A 23,096-nucleotide genomic window follows, 5' to 3' on the forward strand; every position below is an offset into this window, starting at 1 on the left:
ATCAGCCCTTGCACTTCTCGGAGCCGGTTACTTCACAGACGTGGCGTACGCCGTTGTAGTCGGCGTCGGTGGCGGGAACGACGCCCCACACCCGTTCGTCGGTGATCCGGCAGTCGCCGGTGCACAGACCTTCGCCGAGCATGTAGTCGGCATTGACCTTCTCGGTGAAGATGGTGCGCAGTTTGTCGATGGTTTCGGTGCCGAGATCGTTGTTCGCGGCGAACAGGGAGCCGGCGATGGTTTCCGATTTCCAGACCGTCTTCAGCTGATCCGGTTTCAGGTCGCCCTTTTCGATCAGGGTTTTGTCGACCATGGTGTCGAAGGCGAATCCGGCATCGCAGTCACCGGCCGCGATGGCCAGTGCGGAGGCGTCGTGGCCGCCGGCGTAGATCGGCTGGAGACCGGCGGAAAGATCCGCCTCCGACCCGGACTCGATCACCTTGTTCTCGATCAGTCCGGCTGTGGGATAGAGGAATCCGGAGGTCGAACCCGGGTCGACGAAGCAGACCTTCTTGCCCTTGAAGTCGCCGAGGTCGTCGACCTGGTCGTTGTCCGAGCGGGTGAGGCCATAGGACTGGTAGCCGGGCGGTGTGCCCTTGTCCTGCACGACCGCGCCCAGCGGGGTCATCTCCGCGCCGTTCACTCCGGCCACGACGTAGGCGAACGGGCCGAAGAACGCGAGGTCGACATTGCCGGCGATAAGTCCCTCGACCACCCCCGCATAGTCGGAGGCCTGCACGAAGTCGATCTCCGAGCCGGTTTCGCGCTCCAGCAGGGCGATCACCGGTTCGTAGCTGGCCTTCAGGTCGGTGGAGTTCTCGGCCGGGATGGCGGCGAGCGTCAGGGTTTCGGGATAGCCCTGTTCGTTCAGCGCCTCGGAATCGGAGCCGGAACAGGCGGACAACGTGAGTGCCAGGCCGGCGAGTACGGCGGCCACGGTATGACTGCGGCGGAAGAACATGGAACGTCCTCGGAGGAGTCGGGGTCGAACGGGATCAGGCGGAAAAGAGCAGGTCGGGGAGTTCGGCAACGGTGTCGAGGAGGTGGGTGGCCCCGGCCTCGCGCAGGGTCTGCGCGTTGTGCGCGCCGGTGAGGGTGCCCGCCACGATGGCGGCGCCGGCGCGGAGGCCGGAGGTGATATCGCTGGCGGTGTCACCGACGACTGCCACTCGGCGGACATCGTCGACCTCGGCGCGGAGCAATGCGGTGAGCACCAGGTCGGGGTAGGGGCGGCCGCGACCGGCGTCGGCGGGGGCCAGCACCAGGTCGGCTACTTCGGTCCAGTCGAGGGAGGTGAGGATGCGACGCTGAGTGGAACGGCTGAATCCAGTTGTCAGCGCAACCTTGATACCGCCCGCGCGCAATTTCGCGATGGCTTCTTCGGCACCGGGAATCGGCGTGATCGCGCCTTCGTCGACGTAGCGTTCGTAGGCGGATTCGAAGGCCGCGTTGGCTTCGGCTGCCTTGTGCTCGGAACCGAACAGTGCACGAAACACCACGATTTTGGATTGACCCATCGTGTCGAGCACGTAGCGGCGGGCATTGTCGCGCTCGGGGCCGGTCGCCGGCAGCCCCACCGCGGTGGCGGCATCGTCGAAGGCCGCGATCACAGCGCCGTCGTCGGCGACCGTGGTTCCGGCCATATCCAGTACTGCCAGGGCGATATCGCTGTTGTCTTGCACGGGACCGAGAATGCCATGCTGGTATAGACCAGGGGGCTGCCGTTGAGCGAACCTTGAGTTAACAGCTGGTATAGACCACCATCGCGGTAGGGTTGGACCGTGACGTCGACCGTCGAACCCCGGGTTCTCAAACATCAGATCGTGCGCGCGAGCATCGAAGAACTGCTCGACGGGCTGGACGTCGGCGACACCGTCCCCTCCGAACGCGATCTCGCCGTACGCTTCGATGTGGCCCGGGAAACGGTGCGGCAGGCGCTGCGCGAACTACTCGTCGCCGGCCGGATCGAACGCCAGGGCAAGACGACCCTGGTGGCCGGCCCGAAACTCGTTCTCCCCCTCGCTCTCGGCTCCTACACCGAAGCCGCCCGCGCCGAAGGCCGCACCGCCACCCGAATTCTCGTCGGCTGGACCCGGCTCACCGCCGACGCGGATCTCGCCGGCCAACTCGCCATCGCCCCGGGCGATCCGGTGATCCAGCTCGAACGCGTCCTCACCACCGACGGCGTACACCTCGGTCTCGAAACCACCCGGCTCCCCGCCTACCGCTACCCCGGGCTGATCGACACCTTCGATTACACCCAGTCGCTGTACGCCGAGATCGCGAGCCGCGGAATCGCTTTCGCCAAGGCGGTGGACAGCATCGAAACCACCTTGCCCGACGCCCGCGAAGCGGCCTTGCTCACCGTCGACACCCGCACCCCGATGTTCCTGCTCAAACGCGTCTCCTACGACCCGGCCGGGATTCCCATCGAACACCGCCGCTCCCTCTACCGCGGCGACCGCATGACCTTCACCGCCATCCAAACCCCCTGACACCGGGCCCGCACGGGCGGTCCACGACATTGCCCCTGATGCCAGGTGGGCCGATATCGACCGGTCGACGGCCGGTATCGGCACGGCCGAAGCCGTTGACAACCCCACTTACCAGTCCAGCCACTTGTTCCTATTGAATGTGCCGTTATCTAGCGGTACGGTAGTGAATGTATCGATAACCGCTCCCGAAGATGTAACCCCCGGGGCACACGGGGCGCGACGAGTGAGGACTCCACCGATGAACCGAAACCCCGAACAGCGCACCCGCCGCATCACCGCCCGGATCGCCGCGATCGCGGTTATCGCCCTCGCACCCCTGGCCGTCACCGGTACCGCCCTCGCAGACCCGGCAGGCGCGACACAGATCAGCGACCGCGATTCCCATGGTTCCGGCGGCCGCGACAACGACGGCGGCCACAACTTCGGCGACAACCGGCTGGGCGACAACGAACCCGGCGACTACGGCATCGGCGATAACGACTTCGGCTGGGACGATAACGGCCACTACGGATACCGCGACCACAACCGGCAGAACTACGACGGCTGGAACGACCAGTTCAACAGCGGTCACACCGACCGCGGGAACCGCGATTCGCACGCCGGTTACGACGGGGGACGCGACCACGACGGACCGGCCGGCCATGGACACAACAACGGCGGCGGCACCCAGCCCCAGACCTGGAACATGCCCAACCCGTACATCCCGCCGCCCCCGCCCGCTCTGCTGCCGGCGATCCCCGCGCTGCACTTGCCGTCGCTGCCGCATCTGCCCCTGCCGATGGCCCGGCTGCCGGGTCTGCCGGGCACTGGTAGCGCCTTCTGACTCCCTGAGTATCGCGCCGTTGTTCAACGGTTCGTCTTGTGATGACTCTTTGACGTACGGCCGGACCCGCTGACCGCGGGTCCGGCCGAAGCACCTCAGCAACTGTCGCCGAGAGTGATCGGATTTCACGCCAGGATGGGGGCCTGACAAGCCGGCGCCGGCCAACTCGACTCGGTAACCACCATGGTTTGGAGACTTGACCAGAGATTCCGCCGAGTTTCTCCGCCGAGGTCTCAACCGTTGTTTCAAGGATACGATTCACATACATGAGTCGAACCGCAAGGAAGACCGTGCCCACGTCGACCGAGGTCCGAGCCGTGTTGTATCCGGCCGTCACCGAGGCAGCCCGCCGGGTGAGCGCGAACGCTATCGGACTGATAGATGTGGGTTGCGGTGCCGGTTTCGACCTGACCGTAGATCGCGTCGGCATCACATACCGCAACGGCCACCTGCTGGGCGACCCGCATTCTCCTGTCCAACTGTCGTCCGCGGTCGTCGGCCGACGCCTCGTCCCCGTGCAGGCCATGCCGCGGGTCCTCGCCCGTATCGGTATCGACAGCGATCCGATCGACGTGACCGATCCGGCTGCGGCCCAACGGCTACGCGACTCCGTCTCCCCGGAGCACCCCGAACATTCAGCTCGACTGGACGCCGATATCGCGTTGACCACCGCGACCACCCCACAACTCCTGCGCGGCAACGCCATCGACCTGCTACCCGACGCCATCGCCCGGATACCCGCGGACGCCCTACCCGTCGTCACCACGACCTGGGCCCTGTCCCGCTTCTCGCGGGAACATCGCCTGCGCTTCCTGCACCGACTGGACGAATCGGCGACCGGTCGCGTGGTGGCCTGGGTTTCGGCCGAAGGGGTCGGCGTGGCCCCGGCCATCCCAACACTCGGCGATCGGCACGCTTCCGGCCACAGCATCATCGGCCTGGCGATCTTCGACGGTTCGGCCCTGCACACCGAGGCCATCGGCCGTTGCTGGTCCCGTGGCCGCATGCTGAGCTGGCTGACGAACTCCTGACTCAGCCTGCCACTACGTGCTCGGGCCGGATGTGGAGGATCACCCGCTCGACACCGCGCCGCTCCGCATACGGGTAGGTGTCCCGATCCAGGTACTTGCGCGCCAACCTGTCGAGGAAAGCCTTCTGCGGGTCCGGCTCGATCTCGACCACCCGGCCGCGCACTTCCAGGTAGCGGTACGGATCGCCGGGGTCGAGGATCGAGACCGAGACTCGTGGGTCGCGCCGGATATTGCGGTATTTCTGCCGGTCGGTGCCGGTGGATATGAGCAGCTGTCCGTCCACGGCGTCGTACCACACCGGGTGTGACTGTGGCGCTCCGTCCGGACCGAGCGTAGAGAGGTGAGCGAAGCTCACCTTGTCGAGCAGATCGATATGACTGTCCGGGATTTCGGCAGTACGCCCCCTGCCGCTCCCGGTCAGCCTTTTTATGCTGTCGACATCCTTATCGGCATCGCGAATGATCTCGGCCATCATCCACTCCTCACTGTCGTGGACCGGACGGGTCCCGTCCGGCGGGCATGGACGGATTCTCACCCGAGCCACCGACAGGCAGCCGAGATCAGCTGTTCCAGTCGCTCCACACCGGTGCCGGCCCGATGAAGAAGACACCGTAGTCCTCCAGGACATCGGTGTTCGCGTCGTCGTGACGGGCGTCCGCCGAACCGACGCCGGTGAAGTACCCCTCCAGCGCACCCGGGGTGTTACCGATCAGCACCTCGGCGGTTTCGGTGATCGTCTGAAACGTGTGCGCGACATTGCGTGGACCGAATACGAAGGCGCCGGGGTCGGCTTCCTGCACCGCGCAGCTCTCCAACGTCGATCCGCCGAGCCAGAACCGCACCCGGCCCGATACCACTGTCCAGAATTCGTCTTCCCGGGTGTGGAAATGCAGCGGTGGCGCGGATTCGGGGTTGAGGGTCATCCGCATCATGGTCAGTTGCCCGGCGGTGTCCTGCACAGTGAGCGACTGCTCGAATTGGGTGTTGTAGTAACCGTATGTCGGCTGCGTCCACGGATTACGGACGCCACCACGACCGATCGCTGTCATGATCAGCCCTCTTTCGTCTTGCCGGACCGGCGATTTCGCCGGCCCCACCGACTTTAACGGGCAGTCGGCGACGCGGCAGGCGAACGCCGCTACCGGCGAACGCCGACACCGATCAGGGTGGTGACGTCGAGTTCGCGGATTCCGGCGGCGTCGAGAGAGGACAGGTAGGCATCGCGCACGGCAGCTCGCTGCCCCTCGTCGAGTTCGGCCAGGGCACCGGCGTATCCGGAGCCGGTGACGAGCAGCCAGGCGATCTCGGGCGTCATCGGAAGCAGGAGTTCGTGCTCGGTGACGGTGACCTCGGTGAGTCCGCGGGCGCCGAGCCAGTCGCGGAACGGGGCCGGTTGATTGAGCTCGTCGACGAGATGCGGTGGCCGCGGCGGTGGCGGTGTCGCGCCGGTAACCGCGGCAACCGCCGCACCCAGATGCTTACCCGCGGTTTCGACGGCACCACGCCGCCAGATCGTGAACCCGGCCCGGCCGCCGGAACGCACCCGGCCGATCAGGTGTTCGGTTCCGGCGGTCATATCGGGGAAGAAGAAAATCCCCAGCACGACCTGCACCAGGTCGTAGCCGTCGTGCGGCCAGGCGGTGACGTCCCCGATATGTGGGTGCAGCTGCGGGTAGCCCGACGCCCGATGCCGCAGGACATCGATCAACGCTTCCGACAGATCGACCGCATCCACCTGTCCGGCCGTCCCGACGCGCTCCGCGGTGGGCAGCGCCGACGCACCGGTACCGCAGCAGGCGTCGAGCACTCGCTCACCGGATGCCGGGGCGGTGCTCGCCAACGTCGCCGCGGCAATCGGCCGCCACAGATACTCACCGAGGCGGTCGAAATCGGTGGCGGCGGTATCGAAGGCCCGAGTGGAGCGGTCGTTGACAGACATAGCCGTAACGATAATGGTTTTCAACTATTCCGGCTACACCCCGCAGCGCGGACCGTGCGCACCACCGGCACCTGGACGATCACACAGATCGTCTGGCGTTCCACCTATGGATTCAAAACGGCAAATGCCGTTGACTCGCTGCTATGAGCGACGACTCCGCCCACCTCACCGCTGCCGATCTCGAATTCCTCGCACGCCCCCTGCACGGATTCCTGTCCGTCGCCGGAGCCACCCAGCCGCCGCAACCCCGGCCTGTCTGGTTCGAGGCCACCACCGAAGGAACTATCCAGCTCTTCACGGAACCGGACTCGCTGAAGGTGCGCCGACTGCGCCGCGACCCCCGCGCCTCGATCGTCGTCGCGGCACCGGTAGGCGAGCTCGAACGCTGGGTGTCCCTCTCCGGCAGCGCCGCCATCGAGCCCGACGGCGCGCACGATCTGTGTTCCCGGCTCGCCCAGCGCTATTGGGACCTCGACGACCGGTCCCGAGCCGACACACTCGCCGAGATACTCGCAGGCGATCTGCTCCGCGTCGTCATCCACCCCGATAAAGTGCACCGCTACGCGCTCTGACCGAGCAACTGCCCGACCAGAGGAGTGTGAACACCGCCGTCGACTCAGCGGCGAACGGGCCGCAACTGAATTGCGCGCAACTTAGTTGCGCACGGTTAGGTTGCGTGGCACTATTAACGGCGTGGATGAAGACCTGCTGCTGGACTCGCAAGTCTGCTTCGCGCTGTACTCGGCGGCGCGAGTAGCGTCCAACGCCTATCGGGACGGGCTCGGCGAGCTCGGTCTCACCTACACCCAATACGTCACTTTGCTGGCGTTATGGGAGGAGGACGGGATCACCGTCTCGGCGCTCGGCAAACGGTTGCGGCTGGACAGCGGGACGTTGTCACCGCTGCTGCGGCGGCTGCAGACGCTCGGGATCGTCGAGAAACGGCGTGCGGATGCCGATGAGCGGCTGGTCACCATCCACCTCACCGAAGCAGGCCGGCGCTTGCAGCCGCAAGTTGCCGCGGTCCAGCGCCGAGTTCAGCTGAAGTTCCAGATGTCCCCCGAAGAAGCCGTTCTGCTGCGTGATCTCGCTACCCGGTTCTGCGAATCGCAGGCCGGGGACGACAACCAGGAATGAGGAATTCCATGCCCGATATCGCCTACACCGCCGAAGCGATCTCCACCGGCGCCGGCCGCAACGGCCGCACCCGCACCCCGGACGGGCGGATCGACCTGCAACTGGCCATGCCCAAGGAAATGGGCGGCAGCGGTGACGGGGCCAACCCGGAGCAGCTGTTCGCCGCCGGTTACGCCGCCTGCTTCCACTCCGCGCTGCAACTCGTGGCCCGCACGAAGAAGGTCGAGATCGGCGACTCCAGCGTCGGTGCCCGGGTCGGTATCGGCCCCAACGGCAACGGTGGATTCGGGCTGGCGGTCACCCTCGAGGTCGTCATCCCTACCCTCGACCATGCCGCCGCCCAGGAACTCGCCGATGCCGCGCACCAGGTGTGCCCGTATTCGAACGCGGTGCGCGGCAATATCGACGTCGACGTGGTCGTCACCGACGACTGAGCAGTGCCCGGGATGATGCAGGATCCGCCCGGCGCGGGCTTCGGAAGGTCGCGCCGGGGCGGAGTTCGCGATGACGACTCTGCGGAAGGGTCGCCGGGACCGGCCGAGCCCGATACCGTCGGGTCATGAGTTCCACCCAATGGACCGCGGCGGACCTGCCCGCGCTCGACGGCCGAACCGTCATCGTCACCGGCGCGAACAGCGGCGTGGGGTTCGGTACCGCCACCGCGTTCGCCCGCGCCGGGGCGCATACCGTGCTCGCCGTCCGTGACCTCGACCGCGGTGCCGAGGCCGCGCGGCGGATCGGTGGCAGTAACGAGGTACGACGACTCGACCTCGCCGATCTCGCCTCCGTGCGAGCGTTCGCCGAAGCCTGGGACGGGAAGATCGCGATCCTGGTGAACAACGCCGGGGTGGCGATGGTACCCGAATCCCGTACGGCGGACGGTTTCGAAATGCAGTTCGGCACCAACCATCTCGGGCATTTCGCGCTCACAAACCTGCTGCTGCCGCAGATCACCGACCGCGTGGTGACGCTGTCCTCCGGCTTACATCGCTCGGGCTCCATCGACTTCGACGATCTCGATTTCGCGAAACGCGGATACAACCCGGTGAAGGCCTACGCCCGCGCCAAACTCGCGAACCTGCTGTTCACCCTCGAGCTCGAACGCCGGCTGCGCCGGGCCGGTTCGGATATCCGCTCGACGGCGGCACATCCCGGGTACGCCGCCACCGAGCTGGGCACCCGCGACCGCAACAAATACCTGGTCGGGATCGTGCACCTGGCGGGCCGGTTCCTTGCCCAGACACCGGAGCAGGCCGCCCGGACCACCCTGTTCGCCGCCACCCAGGACCTGCCCGGAGCGAGCTATGTGGGGCCGGACGGCCGCGGCGAACTCCACGGTTACCCCGCATTGGTCGGCCGTTCGGCCGGTGCGAGTGATGTGCGAACCGCGCAACGGTTGTGGGAGGTCTCCGAGGAACTCACCGGGGTCTCGTTCGGCCTGGGCTGAGTCGACAGCGGCACCGGTGACGTGGTCCGACTGCGCCGCGGACCACGTCACCGGCATACGGGCTGCCTCAGTGAGTTCGCAGATGTCTACAGGTCGCCGGACATCCGCCCGTACACGACCAGCAGGATCACGTTCGACACCGCGATTCCGAGGGAAGCCACCCACTGCCGGGGCCCCTCCCTGCGCAGCACCAGCACCGAGGCGGTGACACCCGCGGTACCCGCCGCGCAATACCCGATCCGCCACCCCACGTGTTCGGATGTCAGTCCCATCACCAGCGTGAACAACGAGAGCACGATGGACGCCACCAGCAGTTCATGGCGTAACCAGCCGCCGGAAAGCCTGGCGCCCAATGCCGAAACCGCGGCGAAGACTCGGTCGGTATGTCTAGAACGTCGTGTATCAGCCATGCACGCCCCTTCTCATGGGCGGGGCCGCAATTCGCATGCCCCGCTGCGCAACGAACCCGGACTACCGAAGGCACCGTTCGCGAACGCCGATCGTGATCGAACAACAGCGTGAGCCGGGTCGCCCCACCTGAGAGACCGAACCGTCTCACCAACTACCGACCACGCTCGCTACCTGGGCCTTCTCCGTGTTCTTTCGTTCGAGGCCGCCGCGTGTTACCGATATCGGCACATCAGCCCCTGGCGATCGCGGTGAACGCCGAGGCGGCCGCGGAATGGTATGCCGTTGCGCGGCGCAGTAGTTCGACGGTTCGCGTGGGCAGGGGCGGGCTCAGAGCGATCGGCTGTAGATCGGGACGCTCTCGGGTGATCGCATCCGGAAGCACGGTGGCCGTAGAACCACGGCGGACGAATTGCAGTAGGGCACTGATGGAATTGGCTTCGACCGCGACATACGGGGTGATGCCGGATTCGGCGAAATATCGGTCGATATGCAGGCGGGTGGCGAAATCGCCGGTGAGCAGACCGAGTGGTTCACCGGTGAGTTCTTCGACCGGTAGTGGTTGCGGCGTGGTCGCCAGGTGGTGCTGCGACCCGACCACCAAGCTGAGTTCTTCGGTGAACAAGGCGGTGTGGTCGATTCCGGTGACGTGTTCGCCGGCGAAGGCGATGCCGAGGTCGAGGCGGTCGGCCATCAGGTCCGCTTCGATTCGGTTCTGGGTCATCTCCGTGACGGTGAGCGAGATACCCGGGTGCGCAGCCCGGAACCGGTGGACGAGCGGGCCGATGAGGTAGGTGGTGAAGGTGGGTGTCATCGCTATCCGCAGGTGCCCGCGGGAAAGATCCTGGACATCGTGGACAGCGCGTTCGGCGGCGTCGAGGTCGCGGAGGGCGAGCCGGGCGTGCCGGGTGTAGGCCTCGCCCGCATCGGTGAGGCGTACGGTGCGGCCCGAACGGTCGAGCAGTATCACCCCCAGGGAACGCTCGAGTTGTTTGATCTGCTGCGACAGGGTCGGCTGGGAAATATGCAGGGCAGCGGCGGCCCGGGTGAAGTTCCCGTGATCGGCGACGGCGAGCAGGTACCGGATGTGGCGCAGCTCCATCGAGCAACTATAGATGCTGCCTATCGAGACCATGGGTAGCAAGTCTTGGACGCTATCCCTCCTGTTGGGCACGGTGGAATGGACCGCTCGACCAGGAGGAACCCATGAGGCCCACCGTGCGCCCCGGCGCAGCGCTTATCGCCGCGTTCGCCGCGGTATCCGTCGGGGCTGCGGCGTGCACGACGGAACCGACGGACTCGCCGCCGCCTTCCCCATTCGCCGGCACCGCCACACCTGTCGAGCACACGGCCGCGCCGCCGGTATCGCAACCCCCGATCGCCGATCCCGCGCTCGACGCGCAGCTGTGGCAGGCGGCCGCCGACAACGAGGCAGCACAGGTCCGGGAGTTGATCGGCCGGGGCGCCGACGTGGAGGCCCGGGGAGAGCGCGGCCGCACACCGCTGGTCGCCGCCACCAAGAATCGTGCCACCGCGGCCGCCCGGGCTCTCATCGACGCGGGCGCCGATGTCAACGCCGCGGACGACCTCGCGGATTCGGCGTACCTGTATGCCGGCGCGGAAGGTCTGGACGAGATCTTGGAGATGACACTCACCCACGGGGCCGATCTGCGCAGCCTCAACCGTTACGGGGGAACCGCGCTCATTCCCGCCTGCGAACACGGCCACGTCGAAACGGTACGGCGATTGATCGAGGCGGGTGTGGATGTGAACCACGTCAACGACTCGGGCTGGACCGCGATGCACGAGGCGATCGTCTACGGCGACGGGTCGCCGCGGTATCGGACGGTGGTCGCGGCGCTGCTCGCGGCGGGTGCCGACCCGTCGATCCGCGACGGGGCCGGGCGCACCGCTCTGGACAATGCCCGGCGGCTCGGGCAGTCGGCGATCGTCGAACTACTGAACAAGGACTGAAACCATGAGCACTCTCCGTAATCTGCTGATCCTGGTGGCCCGCGCAGGCCTCGGTATCGTTTTCCTCGCCCACGGTTGGCAGAAGTTCTTCACCAACGGCATTTCGGCAACCCAGCAGGGGTTCGAGTCGATGGGCGCCCCGCTACCGGACCTCTCCGCGATCATCGCGGCCACCATCGAACTCGTCGGCGGTGCCGGCCTGATCTTCGGTGCCATCACACCGATTTGGGCGGCGCTGCTGTTCGCGAATATGACCGGCGCTTACCTGATCGCGCATATCGGTAAAGGGCTGTTCGTGAGCGAGGGCGGTGGCGAACTGGTGGTGGCACTCGGCGCCGGCGCGCTGCTGTTGCTGTGTACCGGCGCGGGCCGATTCAGTATCGACGGAATCCTGGGCGGGCGAGTCCCGTGGCACCGTCTGTCGACGGTGCCGGCCTGATATGCGCCGCAGCCGGTTCGGGCGATGGACCGCACGGCGCTATTCGGCAGTGGGACGAGTTCCGGGATACCAGAGGAACTGGATACGTTCCATGACCTTGCCGCGTTCGGTGTTGTGGAATGCGGCGACTCGCCAGCCGTCGTCCTGCCGCACCAACGTGTAGGACTGGACTTTCGCGAGTGAATCCGGCACGTCGCCCTCGTAGGTATCGCCGCGGGTGACCAGTACTGCGACCTCTCCGGTGAGGAACCGCAAACTGAGATACCGGTCCGCCAACTCGGTTCCGGCCAGCGGCCCCTCGAAGAGCGCGCGGTGGCTGCGCACGATATCGTCGCGGCCCACGTAGTGAGTGCCGACCCATGTCGTGTACGTGGCGTCGGGAGTGAACCAGGCGCCGTATGCCGCCGCGTCGTTCTCACCCCAGGCTGTGACGAGACCGGCCATGGTGGCGCAGATATCCGCGAGGGCCTGACTGTCCGGCGGTGTGCTGCCCCAACTCACCGGAACTTCCTCGCAGGAGCCGGCTCCCGGGTTCGCCACTGTGGAGGTGGCCCGGAGCCAGCCATAGACGCCCACGCCCGCCAGCACGATCGCCGCGGCCACAGCACCCGCGACATACGGCCATCTGCGGCGCGTGCGCTCGGGACGCGGGGGCGTCTTGCCGGTATCGGTTGGGTGCTCCGGCGAGTTCGATTTTGTGTGCATGCATGCAATAATTGCTTCCATGCAATCGAATGTCAACGGCGCCGTCGCCCCGGAGATCTATCGCCGCTACCTCGCCTCGGTCGTCCAATTCCACTTGGCCGCCGCCGAGGCATGCGGGCTCGGCGCCACGGATTACCAGGCCCTGAGCCTGCTCGATGTGGACGGACCGATGACCACCGGACAGCTGGCCGAACGACTGGGCTTATCCCCGAGCGCCACCACCCGCGCAGTCGACCGCCTGGCGAACGCCGGCCTCGCCGAACGAGTACCCGACGAAGCGGACCGCCGCCGAGTACTCGTACGCGCCACCGGCCGGCAACCCGAGCAACTGGGCGAAATCCTGGGCCGCGTGCAGGCACCGATCGCCGCCGCGATCACCGAACTCACTCCCGCACAGCGGGATGGGCTGACCGCCTATTTCACCGCCGCCACGCAGGCGTACCGCGAAGTGACGACCAGTCTGAACGCCTGAATCGGTGCGAGGTGGCCCCGGTCAGCGGACGCAGGCCTGGGCGATGGAGACGCTGTCCTCGTAGAGATGGTGGCGGGTGATGCGGCCGTTCTCGACGGTCAGCCGCAGGGCGAAAGGGCCTTCGAAGGTTTTTCCGGTGGCGCGTACCCGACCGGCGACGTGACCGAACAGAACCGCCTCCGCTCCGTCGACCAGGAAGGTATCGATATCGGCGCGGGCGTCCTCGGGGACGACATGCGCCATCAGGTCATCGAACTGAGCGGCACATTCGGCGGCGGTGCGGCGGGGCTTGATCCAGGGCACCACGGGGTTCGCGGCCAGCTGCCAATCGACCTCGTCGGCGAACAACGCGGTGAGAGCCGCGGTATCGGCGGTGGAGCGGGCCGCGAGAAACCTCTCGACGGTGGCGCGGGTGGTCTCGGCAACGGCGGTTTCGGTCACTGGGTTCTCCTGATTCGTTCCGTGTCAGCCGATATTCGCAGTGCGCGATGCGGTGTGGCGATTACCTGGGAGGTAAAGGAATCCGTGCAGGACGGAGGCGACGACAACCCGCCGCCCGGATACGACCCGGCTGCTCAGGAGTTACCGCCGAGCCTCGAGGGCTTCGTGCAGGGTGGCGGCCCACTGGTGGACGATTTGTTTGCGGCGGGCGGAATCATCGGTGAGGACATCGGCGAGGCCCAGGCCGCGGGCGAGGTCGAGGGTCGCCTGGACCAGGTGGTGGGTTACCGGGTCGGAATCGTCGACGCCGAGGGCTTCGACAGCGCGGCGGTGGGCGCCACGACCGAAACGGGCCTCCAGTGGGACTATCCGTTCGCGCAGCGCCGGGTCGGCGGCGGCGTGGGTCCACACCTGTAGAGCCGCTTTGAAGAGGGGGCTGGTGTAGGACTCGACCAGACCCGCGACGACCGCTTCGGTGCGGGCCGGTCCGGGTTCGGTGACCGCCGCCTTCATCGCCTGGTCCGTGCGGGTGTCGAACATGTAGGTGAGGGCGGCGGTGATCAGGTCTTCCCTGGTGGGGAAATGATGCTGTGCGGCACCGCGGGAGACTCCGGCCCGTTCGGCGACCACCGAAACCGTCGCGGCAGCCCAGCCCATTTCGGCCAGACAGTCGATGGTCGCCTCCAGGAGCCGCTGCCGGGTGGCCCGGCTGCGGTCCTGTTTGGGTTCGTTCGGTGTCGCCATAACGGTCTATTCTGCCGAGCGCGATTCCGCGGCCCGGTCCGCGGAGCCGGCGGAGTCCTGTGGCGACGGGGTCTGTCGTGCGGTGGCAGGCTCGGCCGGCGGCGCGCTCGGTTCCGCCGCCCACCGGGGTGGCCGGCGCTGCAGAAACGCCGTCATTCCTTCGATCACCTCCGGGGTACCGAAGAAACGGCCCGAGCGCTGCGCCAATTCCTCCGCGCTGCGGTCGAATTCGGCAAGCGCTCGGGCGGTGGTGAGGCGTTTGCTCTCGGCGAGGCCCTGGGGTGAGCCCTGCCGGAGTTCGGCCAGCAGACCGGCTGTCGCCGCCGCCGGATCATCGGCGGCGAGGGTGATGAGCCCGATCCGTTCGGCGGTATCGGCGTCGAATTTCGCACCGGTCAGGAAATAGCGGTCGGCGGCGCGGGCGGTCAGCTTGGGCAACAGGGTCAAGGAGATGACGAAGGGCGCCAAACCGAGCCGGGCTTCGGTGAGGGCGAAACTGCTGCCGCGGCCCGCGACGGCGATATCGCAGGCCGCGAGCAAACCCATACCGCCGGCCCGGACATGGCCGTCCACCCGGGCGACCACCGGTTTCGGCAGCTCCAGGACCGTGCGCAGTAACCGGACCATCCACTGGGTGCGGATATCGGCCGCCGCGGCCGGGTCGGCATCCACCGCCTCCTTCAGATCGGCGCCCGCGCAGAAGGTGTTGCCGGTGTGGGTGAGCACCACACCGCGCACGGCCGCATCGCCGGCGGCGCGTTCGAACCCTTCCAGAAGCTGGGTCACCAGTGCGGACGAGATGGCGTTGCGGTTGTGCGGGGAGTCGAGCGTGAGGGTCGCGAACCCGTCTTCGACGGCGTAGCGCACCACCTGGCCGGGAGATTCGGTCACGGGAGCCTGCCTTTACAAGTATGCGGCGATTCGTGATAGGCGACGACCCGGCCCGACGCTCGCGCCACCGGACGAACCACTGGATCGCCGGGGCCCACCGGCGACGCTGCCGGGGTATTCAGCCTCGTCATCCGCGGACCTCCTCTTCTTCTGACCGACCGGTTGCCGGCCGGACCTCAGTAGGACTTCGGCAGTCCCAGCGAATGCTGGGCGACGAAGTTGAGGATCATTTCGCGGCTCACCGGGGCGATACGTGCGATCCGGGCCGCGCCGAGCATGGCGGCCAGGCCGTATTCCGTGGTGAGCCCGGAACCGCCGTGAGTCTGGATGGCCTGGTCCAGTGCTTTGATACTGGCCTCCGCGGCCGCGTATTTCGCCATATTGGCGGCCTCGGCGGCGCCCATCTCGTCGCCGGCGTCGTAGAGGGTGGCGGCCTTGAGCATCATCAACCGGGCCAGTTCGACCTCGATTTTCACCTGGGCCAGCGGATGCGCGATTCCCTGGTGGGCCCCGATCGGGGATTTCCACACGGTGCGTTCCTTGGCGTATTCGACGGCCCGGTCGATGGCGTAGCGGCCGATTCCGACGGCCATCGCCGCGCCCATGATGCGTTCCGGGTTCAGGCCCGCGAACAGCTGCATGAGGGCGGCATCCTCCTTGCCGACGAGGGCCGACGAGGGGAGCCGGACATCGTCCAGGAACAGGGTGAACTGGTGGTCCGGTTCGATGATGTCCATTTCTTGCGGGGTCTTCTCGAACCCGGGAGCGTCGGTGGGGACGATGAACAGCGCGGGCTTGAGTTTGCCGGTTTTGTGGTCCTCGGTGCGGGCCACGATCAGCACGGCCTCGGCCTGATCGACTCCGGAGATGAAGATTTTGCGGCCGGTGAGCAGCCAGTCGTCCCCGTCACGGCGGGCGGTGGTGGTGATCTGATGCGAATTGGAGCCGGCATCGGGTTCGGTGATACCGAAAACCATTTTGGCCGAACCATCGGCGAGTTTCGGCAACCATTCGGACTTCTGCGCGTCGGTGCCGTATTTGGTGATGATGGTGCCGCAGATGGCGGGCGAGACCACCATGAGCAGCAGGCCGGCCCCCTGGGCGGACAATTCCTCCATCACCAGCGCCAGCTCGTACATACCGGCGCCCCCACCACCGTATTCCTCCGGCAGGTTCACGCCGAGAAAGCCGAGGCCGCCCGCCTCCTGCCAGAGTTCGTCGAGCGGTTCGTTGTTCCGCGCCTTGGGCAGTACATAGTCGCGGTAGCTGTATTTCGCGGCCAGCGCGGCGACGGCGGCCCGCAGCTCTTTGCGTTCGTCGGTTTCGATGAAGCTCATTGCTACTCCTGGTTTCCGGGCTGTTCGTGGTCCTCGGCGGAGGGATCCACCACGGCGAGTACGGCGCCGACATCGACCTGTTGACCGACCACGACGTTGACCGCGCTGAGCACGCCGTCCGCCGGGGCGGCGATGGTGTGCTCCATCTTCATGGCCTCCAGCCACAGGATGGGCTGACCGGCGCTGACAGTGCTGCCGACCTCGGCGCCGAGCCGGATCACACTGCCCGGCATGGGAGCGAGCAGCGAACCGGTGGCGACCTGGTCGGCCGGGTCGGTGAACCGGGGCAGTCGCCGCACCGCGACCGGGCCGAGGGCGGAATCCACGCAGACCAGGTCGTCGTAGCGGGCGACGTTGAACTGGCGGCGTACCGGCCCGTGCGCACCCGGCACGGCGAGGATCACCTGATCGGGTGTGGCCGAGATCAGTTCGAGGCCGTCGAACCCGGCGACCGTCACCCCGGCGCGGGTGAACCGGTAGCCGATCTCGTGGATGCCGCTCGTCCGGCTCTCGTAGGACTTGCGTTGCGATTGCGAAGGCAGATTGCGCCAGCCGCTGGGCGCACCCGCGACCACGGTGGCACGCGCCCGGTTGGCGGCGGATTCGGCGAGCGCGGCAGCGACGATCGACAGTTTCTCGTCTTCCGGGCTCACCAGCGGCTCGGACAGGCTGTCCAGGCCGTGGGTGGCGAAGAAAGCGGTATCGGTATCACCGGCCAGGAATGCGGGGTGGCGCAGCACGCGGACCAGCAGGTCACGGTTGGTGACCAGGCCGTGGATGCGGGCCCGCTGCAACGCGCCGGCGAGCAGCCGGGCGGCTTCGTCGCGGGTGCGGCCGTAGGAGATGACCTTCGCCAGCATCGGGTCGTAATGGACGCCCACCACCGAACCGTCGGCGACACCGGAATCCAAGCGGATACCGGGTCGTTCGAGCAGATCGAACTCGGTTGCCACCGCCGGGATCTCGATGCACTGTACGGTTCCGCTCTGCGGCTGCCAGTCCTGCGCCGGGTCCTCGGCATAGAGCCGGACCTCGATCGAATGACCGCGCATGGGGGGAGGTTGCGCCGGGAGCTGTCCGCCCTGGGCGATTTCCAGCTGGAGCTGGACCAGATCCAGGCCGGTGGTGCATTCGGTGACCGGGTGTTCCACCTGCAACCGGGTGTTCATCTCGAGAAAGAAGAACTCACCGGATTCGTCGGCCAGGAATTCGACTGTCCCGGCGCCGGTGTATCCGATTGCGGCGGCTGCCTGACGGGCCGCTGCGTACAGCCGGCCACGCATACTGCCGTCTGCCGGTGTACCCGCTCCGACCCGGTTTCCGTCCCTTGCGACCGGCGGGGCGCCGCCGAAAGCAGCCGAGTCCGCTCCACCTGTGGGCGCAGAGTCCGATGGTCCATCCGACACGTGCCCTTGCGCCCCGTCCGTGGAACCTGCGAGGGGAGATCCATTCGCGTCACCGGCCCGTGCGGCATCGATGCGCTCGACGAGCGGCGACGGCGCCTCCTCGACGACCTTCTGGTGCCGGCGCTGGATCGAGCACTCCCGCTCGCCGACCGCCCAGATCGTGCCGTGTGTATCGGCCATCACCTGGACCTCGATATGGCGGCCGGTTTCGAGGTAGCGCTCGCAGAACACCGTAGGGTCGCCGAATGCCGATTCGGCTTCCCGGCGGGCACCGGACAACTGCTCGGGAAGTTCGGCCAGGGTGCGCACCACACGCATCCCGCGCCCGCCACCACCGGCCGAAGCCTTGATCAGGACCGGCAGTTGATCCTCGGTGACTTCGCCGGGATCGAGTTCGGCCAGCACCGGCACCCCGGCGGCGTCCATCATCTTCTTGGCCGCGACCTTGGAACCCATCTCTTCGATGGCGGTCACGGGCGGCCCGATCCACACCAGTCCGGCCGCCTGTACCGCGCGCGCGAATTCCGCGTTCTCGGAGAGGAAACCGTAGCCGGGATGGACGGCGTCGGCGCCCGCGGCCTGCGCGGCGGCGATGATGAGGTCGGCGCGCAGGTAGGTCTCGGCGGGGGTGTTTCCGGGCAGGCGGACCGCCGCATCCGCCTCGGCCACGTGCGGGGCTGCCGCGTCGGCGTCGGAGTACACGGCGACGGTGCCGAGCCCCATCCGGCGGCAGGTCGCGAAGACCCGGCGGGCGATCTCGCCGCGGTTGGCTACCAGAACAGTGGTGATGAGCTGTGGTTCGGTCACGACCGGCCTCACATTCGGAAGACGCCGAAGCCCTCGGCGCCCTGGACAGGTGCAGTGTGGATGGCCGACAGGGCCATACCGAGCACTGTGCGGGTATCGCGCGGGTCGATGACACCGTCGTCGTAGAGCCGCCCGGACATGAACATGGCCAGCGATTCGGCCTCGATCTGCGCTTCGACCATGGCGCGCATCCCGGCGTCGACTTCTTCGTCGAACGCCTGCCCGCGGGCCTCGGCGGAGGCGCGGCCGACGATGGAGATCACGCCGGCCAGTTGCGCCCCGCCCATCACCGCGGATTTCGCGCTGGGCCAGGCGAACACGAACCGGGGGTCGTAGGCGCGGCCGCACATACCGTAGTGCCCGGCGCCGTAGGAGGAGCCCATGAGCACCGAGATATGCGGGACCTTCGAATTGGAGACCGCGTTGATCATCTGGGCGCCGTGTTTGATGATGCCCTTCTGCTCGTATTCCTTACCGACCATATAGCCGGTGGTGTTGTGCAGGAACAGCAGCGGAGTGTTCGTCTTGTTGGCCAACTGGATGAACTGGGTGGCCTTCTGCGATTCCTCGGAGAAGAGCACGCCGCGGGCATTGGCGAGAATACCGACCGGGTAGCCGTGCAATTCGGCCCAGCCGGTGACCAGGCTCGAACCGTAGAGCGGTTTGAATTCGTCGAAATCGGAGCCGTCGACGATACGGGCGATCACCTCGCGCGGGTCGAACGGGATCTTGAGGTCGGGCGGGACGATACCCAGCAGGTCCTCGGGGTCGAAAAGCGGTGCCGGCACCGACGGCCGCGGTGCGGGACCCTGTTTCCGCCAGTTCAGCCGTTTGACGATGCGCCGCCCGATCCGGATGGCGTCCTGTTCGTCGAGCGCGTAGTAATCGGCGAGACCGGAAACGCGGGCGTGCATATCGGCGCCACCCAGCGATTCGTCGTCGGATTCCTCGCCGGTGGCCATTTTCACCAGCGGCGGCCCGCCCAGGAACACCTTGGAGCGTTCCTTGATCATCACCACGTGGTCGGACATACCGGGAATGTAGGCGCCGCCCGCGGTCGAGTTACCGAAAACCAGTGCGATGGTCGGTATCCCGGCGGCCGAGGCCTGGGTGAGGTCGCGGAACATCCGGCCGCCCGGGACGAACACCTCTTTCTGGGTGGGCAGATCGGCGCCACCGGACTCCACCAGTGAGATCACCGGCAGGCGGTTCTCGCGGATGATGTCGTTGACGCGCAGCGTTTTCCGCAGCGTCCACGGGTTGGAGGTGCCGCCCCGCACGGTGGGGTCGGGGGCGACGATCATGCATTCGACGCCCTCCACGACTCCGATTCCGGCGACCGTACTCGCCCCGACCTGGAATTCGCTGCCCCAGGCGGCGAGTGGGCACAGTTCGAGGAACGGCGAATCCTCGTCGATGAGCAGTTCGATCCGTTCGCGGGCGGTCAGCTTGCCGCGTTTGCGGTGCCGAGCCAGTTTCTCCGGGCCGCCGCCGGCGACAACCTTCTCGAATTCTGCCTCGACCTCGGCGAGTTTGGCCGTCATGGCCTCGGCCGCCGCCGTGTACTCCGCGGTGGTGGTGTCGAGCGTGCTGCGCAGTGTCGTCATGCCTGATACCCCAATCGTTTCGCGGCCAGGCCGGTGAGGATTTCGGTGGTCCCGCCGCCGATACCGAGGATTCGCATATCGCGATACTGGCGCTCCACCTCGGATTCGCGCATATAACCCAGGCCGCCGAACAACTGCACGGCCTGGTTGGCGACCCACTCCCCGGCCTCGACAGCCGTATTCTTGGCGAAACAGACCTCGGCGATCAGATCGGTTTCCCCGGCTGCGGCGCGGGCGGCCACCTCACGGGTGTAGACGCGGGCGACGTCGACGCGGCGCGCCATCTCGGTGACGGTGTTCTGCACGGACTGCCGGCTGATGAGCGGGCGGCCGAAGGTCTCCCGGTTACGCACCCAGTCCAGGGTGAGATCCAGGCAGCGCTGCGCACTCGAATAGGCCTGCACGGCCAGGCCCACCCGCTCGCTGACGAAGGCCGCCGCGATCTGCAGGAATCCGGAATTCTCCGGACCCACCAGATTCGCCACCGGCACTCGCACATCCTCGTACGACAGCTCGGCGGTATCGGAGGCGCGCCAGCCCATCTTGTCCAGTTTCCGGCCGACGGTGAAACCGGGAGTGCCCTTCTCCACCACCAGCAGCGATACCCCGGACGAGCCCGGACCGCCGGTGCGCACGGCGGTCACCACGTAGTCGGCCCGGCAACCGGAGGTGATGTAGGTTTTGGCACCGTTGACGATGTAGTGGTCGCCGTCGCGGCGCGCGCTGGTGGTGAGGTGACCGACATCGGAGCCGCCGCCGGGTTCGGTGATGGCCAGGGAGCCGATCTTCTCGCCGGCCAGGGTCGGTTTCACCCATCGGTCGATCTGTTCGGTATCGCCCGCGGCGATCAGATGCGGTACGGCGATACCGCAGGTGAACAGCGAGGCGAAGAGTCCGCCGGAAACACCCGCGTAGTGCAGTTCTTCGCAGACGATCGCCCCGTCGATTCCGTCCCCACCGGCGCCACCCACGACCTCCGGGAACTGAATTCCGAGTAGTCCCAGCGCTCCGGCCTTCTTGTGCAGGTCCCGCGGGATCTCGCCGTCACGTTCCCAATCGTCCAGATACGGCAGGATCTCGCGTTCGGCGAAAGCGCGGACGGTAGCGCGCAATTCGCGGCGTTCGGGCGTGTTCCAGACAGTGCTCACGGCAACAGCTCCCACGGTATATCGATATGGCGGGACCGCAGCCATTCGCCGAGGCCCTTGGCCTGCGGATCGAAACGGGCCTGATAGGCCACGCCTTCGCCGAGCAGACCGGTGATCAGAAAATTCAGCGCCCGCAAGTTCGGCAGAACATGCCGGGTGACCGCCAGGCCGGCAGTCTCCGGCAGCAGTTCACGCAGGCGATCGACGGTGAGGGTATGCACCAGCCAGCGCCACTGCTCGTCGGTGCGGACCCATACACCGATATTGGCATCACCGCCTTTGTCACCGCTGCGGGCCATCGCGATACTGCCGAGCGGAACACGTTTCGTAGGTGCGACCGGAAGCGGTTCGGGGAGTTCGGGTTCGGGCACCTCGGCAAGCTCCCGGGTTTCCGAGGGCGCACCCACCAGAACCCGGCAACCGTCCGGCCGCACCGCGGTATGCGGAACCTCGGCGGCGTCGACGAAACCCGGGCGGTAGACGCCGTAGGGCGAACCGTTACCGGGTGGCGTGGTGAAACTACAGCCCGGATAACTGGCCAGGGCGAGTTCCACGGCGACACTGGAGAAGGCGCGGCCCACCTTGTTCGGGTCGGGGTCGCGGACCACGCAGCGCAGCAGGGCGCTCGCCTGTTCCTCGGTCTCGGCATCGGGGCGGTCGAGCCGGGCCAGGGTCCAGTCGAGTTCGGCCGGGCGCTGCGGTAGCCAGGATTCCAGTTGCCGCTGCGCCAGTTCGGCTTTCGCCTCGATATCGAGTCCGGTGAGGATGAATTCCATCTCGTTGCGGAAACCGCCCAGTGTGTTCAGCGAGACCTTGAGCTGCGGCGGTGGCGGCTCGCCCTGCACTCCGCTGATCAGTACCCGATCCGGGCCGTCGGCCGTCAACTCGACGGTGTCGAGCCGGGTGGTGACATCGGGTCCGGCATAGCGGGCACCCTGGATCTCGTACATGAGCTGCGCGGCGACCGTATCGACCGTGACCGCACCGCCGCTGCCCGCGTGTTTGGTGATCACACTGCTGCCGTCCGCCCGGATCTCGGCGAGCGGGAAACCGGGCCGGCCCAGATCGGGCAGTTCGGTGAAGAACGCGAAGTTACCGCCGGTGGCCTGGGTGCCGCATTCGATCACATGACCGGCCACCACCGCACCGGCGAGCCGGTCGTAATCGGTGCGCTGCCAGCCGAAATGGGCGATCGCCGGCCCGACGACCACCGAGGCGTCGGTGACCCGGCCGGTGACCACCACATCCGCGCCGGCGGTGAGGCAATCGGCGATACCGCAGGCGCCGAGGTAGGCGTTGGCGGTCAGCGGGGAGCCCAGACCGAGTTCGGTGGCGCGATCGAGCAGGTCGTCGCCCTCGACGAAACCGACCCGCACGTCCAGCCCGAGCCGGGCCGCCAGTTCGCTCACCTTCTCCGCCAGCCCGGCCGGGTTCAGGCCCCCGGCGTTCGTGACGATCTGCACCTTGCGTTCCAGCGCCAGACCCAGGCAATCCTCGAGCTGGCGGAGGAAGGTTTTGGCATAACCCAGCCCGGAATCCTTCATCCGGTCGCGACCCAGGATCAGCATGGTCAGTTCGGCGAGATAATCGCCGGTGAGCACGTCGAGCTGCCCGCCTTCGAGCATTTCGCGCATGGCGGTCAGCCGGTCACCGTAGAACCCGGAACAGTTGCCGATCCGGATGATGTCCGGATCGTCGGCCAGAGCACTCATCAGCGGTTGCGCCTCCTACCGCTACGGGCGGGGAAGCGCGCCCGGGCTGGTCGTGTACGAGTTCAGCATCACAGGCGGCCGGAAAAAAATCAAGCACGCGTGCTTGTTAAATCGGCAGGTTCGTGCCGGACCG

The 23,096-nt window shown here is 67.0% G+C and carries 26 protein-coding genes; 10 read left to right on the forward strand and 16 right to left on the reverse strand.

Annotation, left to right across the window (positions count from 1 at the left end):
• Window position 1: 1 nt before the first annotated feature.
• Both QH196_RS06140 and QH196_RS06145 read right to left on the reverse strand, forming a co-directional pair.
• Window positions 2–961, reverse strand: a complete 960-nt coding sequence (locus QH196_RS06140) for a phosphate/phosphite/phosphonate ABC transporter substrate-binding protein (protein ID WP_280414769.1) — start codon at window positions 959–961, stop codon at window positions 2–4.
• A gap of 34 nt (window positions 962–995) precedes the next feature.
• Complete coding sequence (locus tag QH196_RS06145) at window positions 996–1,682, reverse strand: phosphonatase-like hydrolase (protein ID WP_280414770.1); 687 nt, start codon at window positions 1,680–1,682, stop codon at window positions 996–998.
• Between the two features lie 99 nt (window positions 1,683–1,781).
• Between QH196_RS06145 and QH196_RS06150 the strand changes: the two genes are divergently transcribed.
• The 3 genes from QH196_RS06150 to QH196_RS06160 all read left to right on the forward strand — a co-directional run bounded on the left by QH196_RS06150 (window position 1,782) and on the right by QH196_RS06160 (window position 4,349).
• Entirely contained in the window at window positions 1,782–2,495 is a 714-nt protein-coding gene (locus QH196_RS06150; RefSeq protein ID WP_280414771.1) for a GntR family transcriptional regulator, read from the forward strand.
• Window positions 2,496–2,733: 238 nt separating this feature from the next.
• Entirely contained in the window at window positions 2,734–3,318 is a 585-nt protein-coding gene (locus QH196_RS06155) for a hypothetical protein (protein ID WP_280414772.1), read from the forward strand.
• 290 nt (window positions 3,319–3,608) lie between these two features.
• Window positions 3,609–4,349, forward strand: a complete 741-nt coding sequence (locus QH196_RS06160; protein ID WP_280414773.1) for a DUF2332 domain-containing protein — start codon at window positions 3,609–3,611, stop codon at window positions 4,347–4,349.
• A gap of 1 nt (window position 4,350) precedes the next feature.
• On the opposite strand, the gene QH196_RS06165 is transcribed toward QH196_RS06160, so the two are convergent.
• The 3 genes from QH196_RS06165 to QH196_RS06175 form a co-directional block, all read right to left on the reverse strand.
• Entirely contained in the window at window positions 4,351–4,821 is a 471-nt protein-coding gene (locus QH196_RS06165; protein ID WP_280414774.1) for a PPOX class F420-dependent oxidoreductase, read from the reverse strand.
• Between the two features lie 88 nt (window positions 4,822–4,909).
• On the reverse strand, window positions 4,910–5,398 hold the full coding sequence (locus QH196_RS06170) for a cupin domain-containing protein (protein WP_280414775.1): 489 nt from the start codon (window positions 5,396–5,398) through the stop codon (window positions 4,910–4,912).
• 89 nt (window positions 5,399–5,487) lie between these two features.
• Window positions 5,488–6,288, reverse strand: coding sequence for a class I SAM-dependent methyltransferase (locus QH196_RS06175; protein ID WP_280414776.1), 801 nt, complete (start codon window positions 6,286–6,288; stop codon window positions 5,488–5,490).
• A 143-nt stretch (window positions 6,289–6,431) separates the two neighbouring features.
• On the opposite strand from QH196_RS06175, the gene QH196_RS06180 reads away from it, so the two are divergent.
• From QH196_RS06180 to QH196_RS06195, 4 genes are all read left to right on the forward strand, one after another.
• On the forward strand, window positions 6,432–6,860 hold the full coding sequence (locus QH196_RS06180; protein WP_280414777.1) for a pyridoxamine 5'-phosphate oxidase family protein: 429 nt from the start codon (window positions 6,432–6,434) through the stop codon (window positions 6,858–6,860).
• A 121-nt stretch (window positions 6,861–6,981) separates the two neighbouring features.
• The gene (locus QH196_RS06185) at window positions 6,982–7,425 is read left to right on the forward strand and encodes a MarR family winged helix-turn-helix transcriptional regulator (RefSeq protein WP_280414778.1); all 444 of its coding nucleotides are present in this window, start codon (window positions 6,982–6,984) and stop codon (window positions 7,423–7,425) included.
• A gap of 8 nt (window positions 7,426–7,433) precedes the next feature.
• Window positions 7,434–7,859, forward strand: coding sequence for an organic hydroperoxide resistance protein (locus QH196_RS06190; RefSeq protein ID WP_280414779.1), 426 nt, complete (start codon window positions 7,434–7,436; stop codon window positions 7,857–7,859).
• Window positions 7,860–7,984: 125 nt separating this feature from the next.
• Window positions 7,985–8,872 (forward strand): oxidoreductase, encoded by an 888-nt coding sequence (locus tag QH196_RS06195; protein ID WP_280414780.1) that lies wholly within the window; start codon window positions 7,985–7,987, stop codon window positions 8,870–8,872.
• A gap of 86 nt (window positions 8,873–8,958) precedes the next feature.
• Here QH196_RS06195 and QH196_RS06200 read toward each other — a convergent pair whose 3' ends face one another.
• Entirely contained in the window at window positions 8,959–9,282 is a 324-nt protein-coding gene (locus QH196_RS06200) for a hypothetical protein (protein WP_280414781.1), read from the reverse strand.
• A gap of 230 nt (window positions 9,283–9,512) precedes the next feature.
• Entirely contained in the window at window positions 9,513–10,382 is an 870-nt protein-coding gene (cynR, locus tag QH196_RS06205) for a transcriptional regulator CynR (protein ID WP_280414782.1), read from the reverse strand.
• Between the two features lie 104 nt (window positions 10,383–10,486).
• On the opposite strand from cynR, the gene QH196_RS06210 reads away from it, so the two are divergent.
• Window positions 10,487–11,254, forward strand: coding sequence for an ankyrin repeat domain-containing protein (locus tag QH196_RS06210; protein ID WP_280414783.1), 768 nt, complete (start codon window positions 10,487–10,489; stop codon window positions 11,252–11,254).
• Window positions 11,255–11,258: 4 nt separating this feature from the next.
• Window positions 11,259–11,693 (forward strand): DoxX family protein, encoded by a 435-nt coding sequence (locus QH196_RS06215; RefSeq protein WP_280414784.1) that lies wholly within the window; start codon window positions 11,259–11,261, stop codon window positions 11,691–11,693.
• Window positions 11,694–11,732: 39 nt separating this feature from the next.
• Here QH196_RS06215 and QH196_RS06220 read toward each other — a convergent pair whose 3' ends face one another.
• Window positions 11,733–12,398, reverse strand: a complete 666-nt coding sequence (locus QH196_RS06220; protein ID WP_280414785.1) for an SgcJ/EcaC family oxidoreductase — start codon at window positions 12,396–12,398, stop codon at window positions 11,733–11,735.
• 19 nt (window positions 12,399–12,417) lie between these two features.
• Between QH196_RS06220 and QH196_RS06225 the strand changes: the two genes are divergently transcribed.
• Window positions 12,418–12,870: a MarR family winged helix-turn-helix transcriptional regulator gene (locus QH196_RS06225; RefSeq protein ID WP_280414786.1), complete on the forward strand. Its 453-nt coding sequence runs from the start codon at window positions 12,418–12,420 to the stop codon at window positions 12,868–12,870.
• 21 nt (window positions 12,871–12,891) lie between these two features.
• Here the strand turns inward: QH196_RS06225 and QH196_RS06230 are convergent, their stop codons facing one another.
• The 8 genes from QH196_RS06230 to QH196_RS06265 form a co-directional block, all read right to left on the reverse strand.
• A complete protein-coding gene (locus tag QH196_RS06230) occupies window positions 12,892–13,311 on the reverse strand; it encodes a nuclear transport factor 2 family protein (protein ID WP_280414787.1) in 420 nt (139 codons plus the stop codon).
• Window positions 13,312–13,452: 141 nt separating this feature from the next.
• Window positions 13,453–14,055 carry a TetR/AcrR family transcriptional regulator gene (locus QH196_RS06235; RefSeq protein WP_280414788.1) on the reverse strand — a complete coding sequence of 201 codons (603 nt, stop codon included), beginning with the start codon at window positions 14,053–14,055 and terminating at the stop codon, window positions 13,453–13,455.
• Window positions 14,056–14,061: 6 nt separating this feature from the next.
• On the reverse strand, window positions 14,062–14,946 hold the full coding sequence (locus QH196_RS06240) for an enoyl-CoA hydratase family protein (protein WP_280414789.1): 885 nt from the start codon (window positions 14,944–14,946) through the stop codon (window positions 14,062–14,064).
• Between the two features lie 176 nt (window positions 14,947–15,122).
• Entirely contained in the window at window positions 15,123–16,283 is a 1,161-nt protein-coding gene (locus QH196_RS06245) for an acyl-CoA dehydrogenase family protein (RefSeq protein WP_280414790.1), read from the reverse strand.
• Window positions 16,284–16,285: 2 nt separating this feature from the next.
• Complete coding sequence (locus QH196_RS06250; RefSeq protein WP_280414791.1) at window positions 16,286–18,496, reverse strand: acetyl/propionyl/methylcrotonyl-CoA carboxylase subunit alpha; 2,211 nt, start codon at window positions 18,494–18,496, stop codon at window positions 16,286–16,288.
• 8 nt (window positions 18,497–18,504) lie between these two features.
• Window positions 18,505–20,103 (reverse strand): acyl-CoA carboxylase subunit beta, encoded by a 1,599-nt coding sequence (locus tag QH196_RS06255; protein ID WP_280414792.1) that lies wholly within the window; start codon window positions 20,101–20,103, stop codon window positions 18,505–18,507.
• Entirely contained in the window at window positions 20,100–21,251 is a 1,152-nt protein-coding gene (locus tag QH196_RS06260; RefSeq protein ID WP_280414793.1) for an acyl-CoA dehydrogenase family protein, read from the reverse strand. The genes QH196_RS06255 and QH196_RS06260 overlap by 4 nt, the downstream gene beginning before the upstream one ends.
• On the reverse strand, window positions 21,248–22,963 hold the full coding sequence (locus QH196_RS06265) for an acyclic terpene utilization AtuA family protein (RefSeq protein WP_280414794.1): 1,716 nt from the start codon (window positions 22,961–22,963) through the stop codon (window positions 21,248–21,250). Before QH196_RS06265 ends, QH196_RS06260 begins: the two co-directional genes overlap by 4 nt.
• Between the last annotated feature and the right edge of the window lie 133 nt (window positions 22,964–23,096).

The sequence above is a fragment of the Nocardia carnea genome (genome assembly GCF_029868325.1).
GTDB lineage: Bacteria > Actinomycetota > Actinomycetes > Mycobacteriales > Mycobacteriaceae > Nocardia > Nocardia carnea_C.

Bases quoted from the DNA above. Each gene is read 5' to 3' on its own strand.
- QH196_RS06140 (WP_280414769.1), bottom strand. From the start codon at position 961: ATGTTCTTCCGCCGCAGTCATACCGTGGCCGCCGTACTCGCCGGCCTG.
- QH196_RS06225 (WP_280414786.1), top strand. From the start codon at position 12,418: ATGCAATCGAATGTCAACGGCGCCGTCGCCCCGGAGATCTATCGCCGC.
- QH196_RS06245 (WP_280414790.1), bottom strand. From the start codon at position 16,283: ATGAGCTTCATCGAAACCGACGAACGCAAAGAGCTGCGGGCCGCCGTC.
- QH196_RS06210 (WP_280414783.1), top strand. From the start codon at position 10,487: ATGAGGCCCACCGTGCGCCCCGGCGCAGCGCTTATCGCCGCGTTCGCC.
- QH196_RS06180 (WP_280414777.1), top strand. From the start codon at position 6,432: ATGAGCGACGACTCCGCCCACCTCACCGCTGCCGATCTCGAATTCCTC.
- QH196_RS06235 (WP_280414788.1), bottom strand. From the start codon at position 14,055: ATGGCGACACCGAACGAACCCAAACAGGACCGCAGCCGGGCCACCCGG.
- QH196_RS06195 (WP_280414780.1), top strand. From the start codon at position 7,985: ATGAGTTCCACCCAATGGACCGCGGCGGACCTGCCCGCGCTCGACGGC.
- QH196_RS06170 (WP_280414775.1), bottom strand. From the start codon at position 5,398: ATGACAGCGATCGGTCGTGGTGGCGTCCGTAATCCGTGGACGCAGCCG.
- QH196_RS06190 (WP_280414779.1), top strand. From the start codon at position 7,434: ATGCCCGATATCGCCTACACCGCCGAAGCGATCTCCACCGGCGCCGGC.
- QH196_RS06200 (WP_280414781.1), bottom strand. From the start codon at position 9,282: ATGGCTGATACACGACGTTCTAGACATACCGACCGAGTCTTCGCCGCG.
- QH196_RS06165 (WP_280414774.1), bottom strand. From the start codon at position 4,821: ATGGCCGAGATCATTCGCGATGCCGATAAGGATGTCGACAGCATAAAA.
- QH196_RS06215 (WP_280414784.1), top strand. From the start codon at position 11,259: ATGAGCACTCTCCGTAATCTGCTGATCCTGGTGGCCCGCGCAGGCCTC.
- QH196_RS06155 (WP_280414772.1), top strand. From the start codon at position 2,734: ATGAACCGAAACCCCGAACAGCGCACCCGCCGCATCACCGCCCGGATC.
- QH196_RS06255 (WP_280414792.1), bottom strand. From the start codon at position 20,103: ATGACGACACTGCGCAGCACGCTCGACACCACCACCGCGGAGTACACG.
- QH196_RS06265 (WP_280414794.1), bottom strand. From the start codon at position 22,963: ATGAGTGCTCTGGCCGACGATCCGGACATCATCCGGATCGGCAACTGT.
- QH196_RS06175 (WP_280414776.1), bottom strand. From the start codon at position 6,288: ATGTCTGTCAACGACCGCTCCACTCGGGCCTTCGATACCGCCGCCACC.
- cynR (WP_280414782.1), bottom strand. From the start codon at position 10,382: ATGGAGCTGCGCCACATCCGGTACCTGCTCGCCGTCGCCGATCACGGG.
- QH196_RS06220 (WP_280414785.1), bottom strand. From the start codon at position 12,398: ATGCACACAAAATCGAACTCGCCGGAGCACCCAACCGATACCGGCAAG.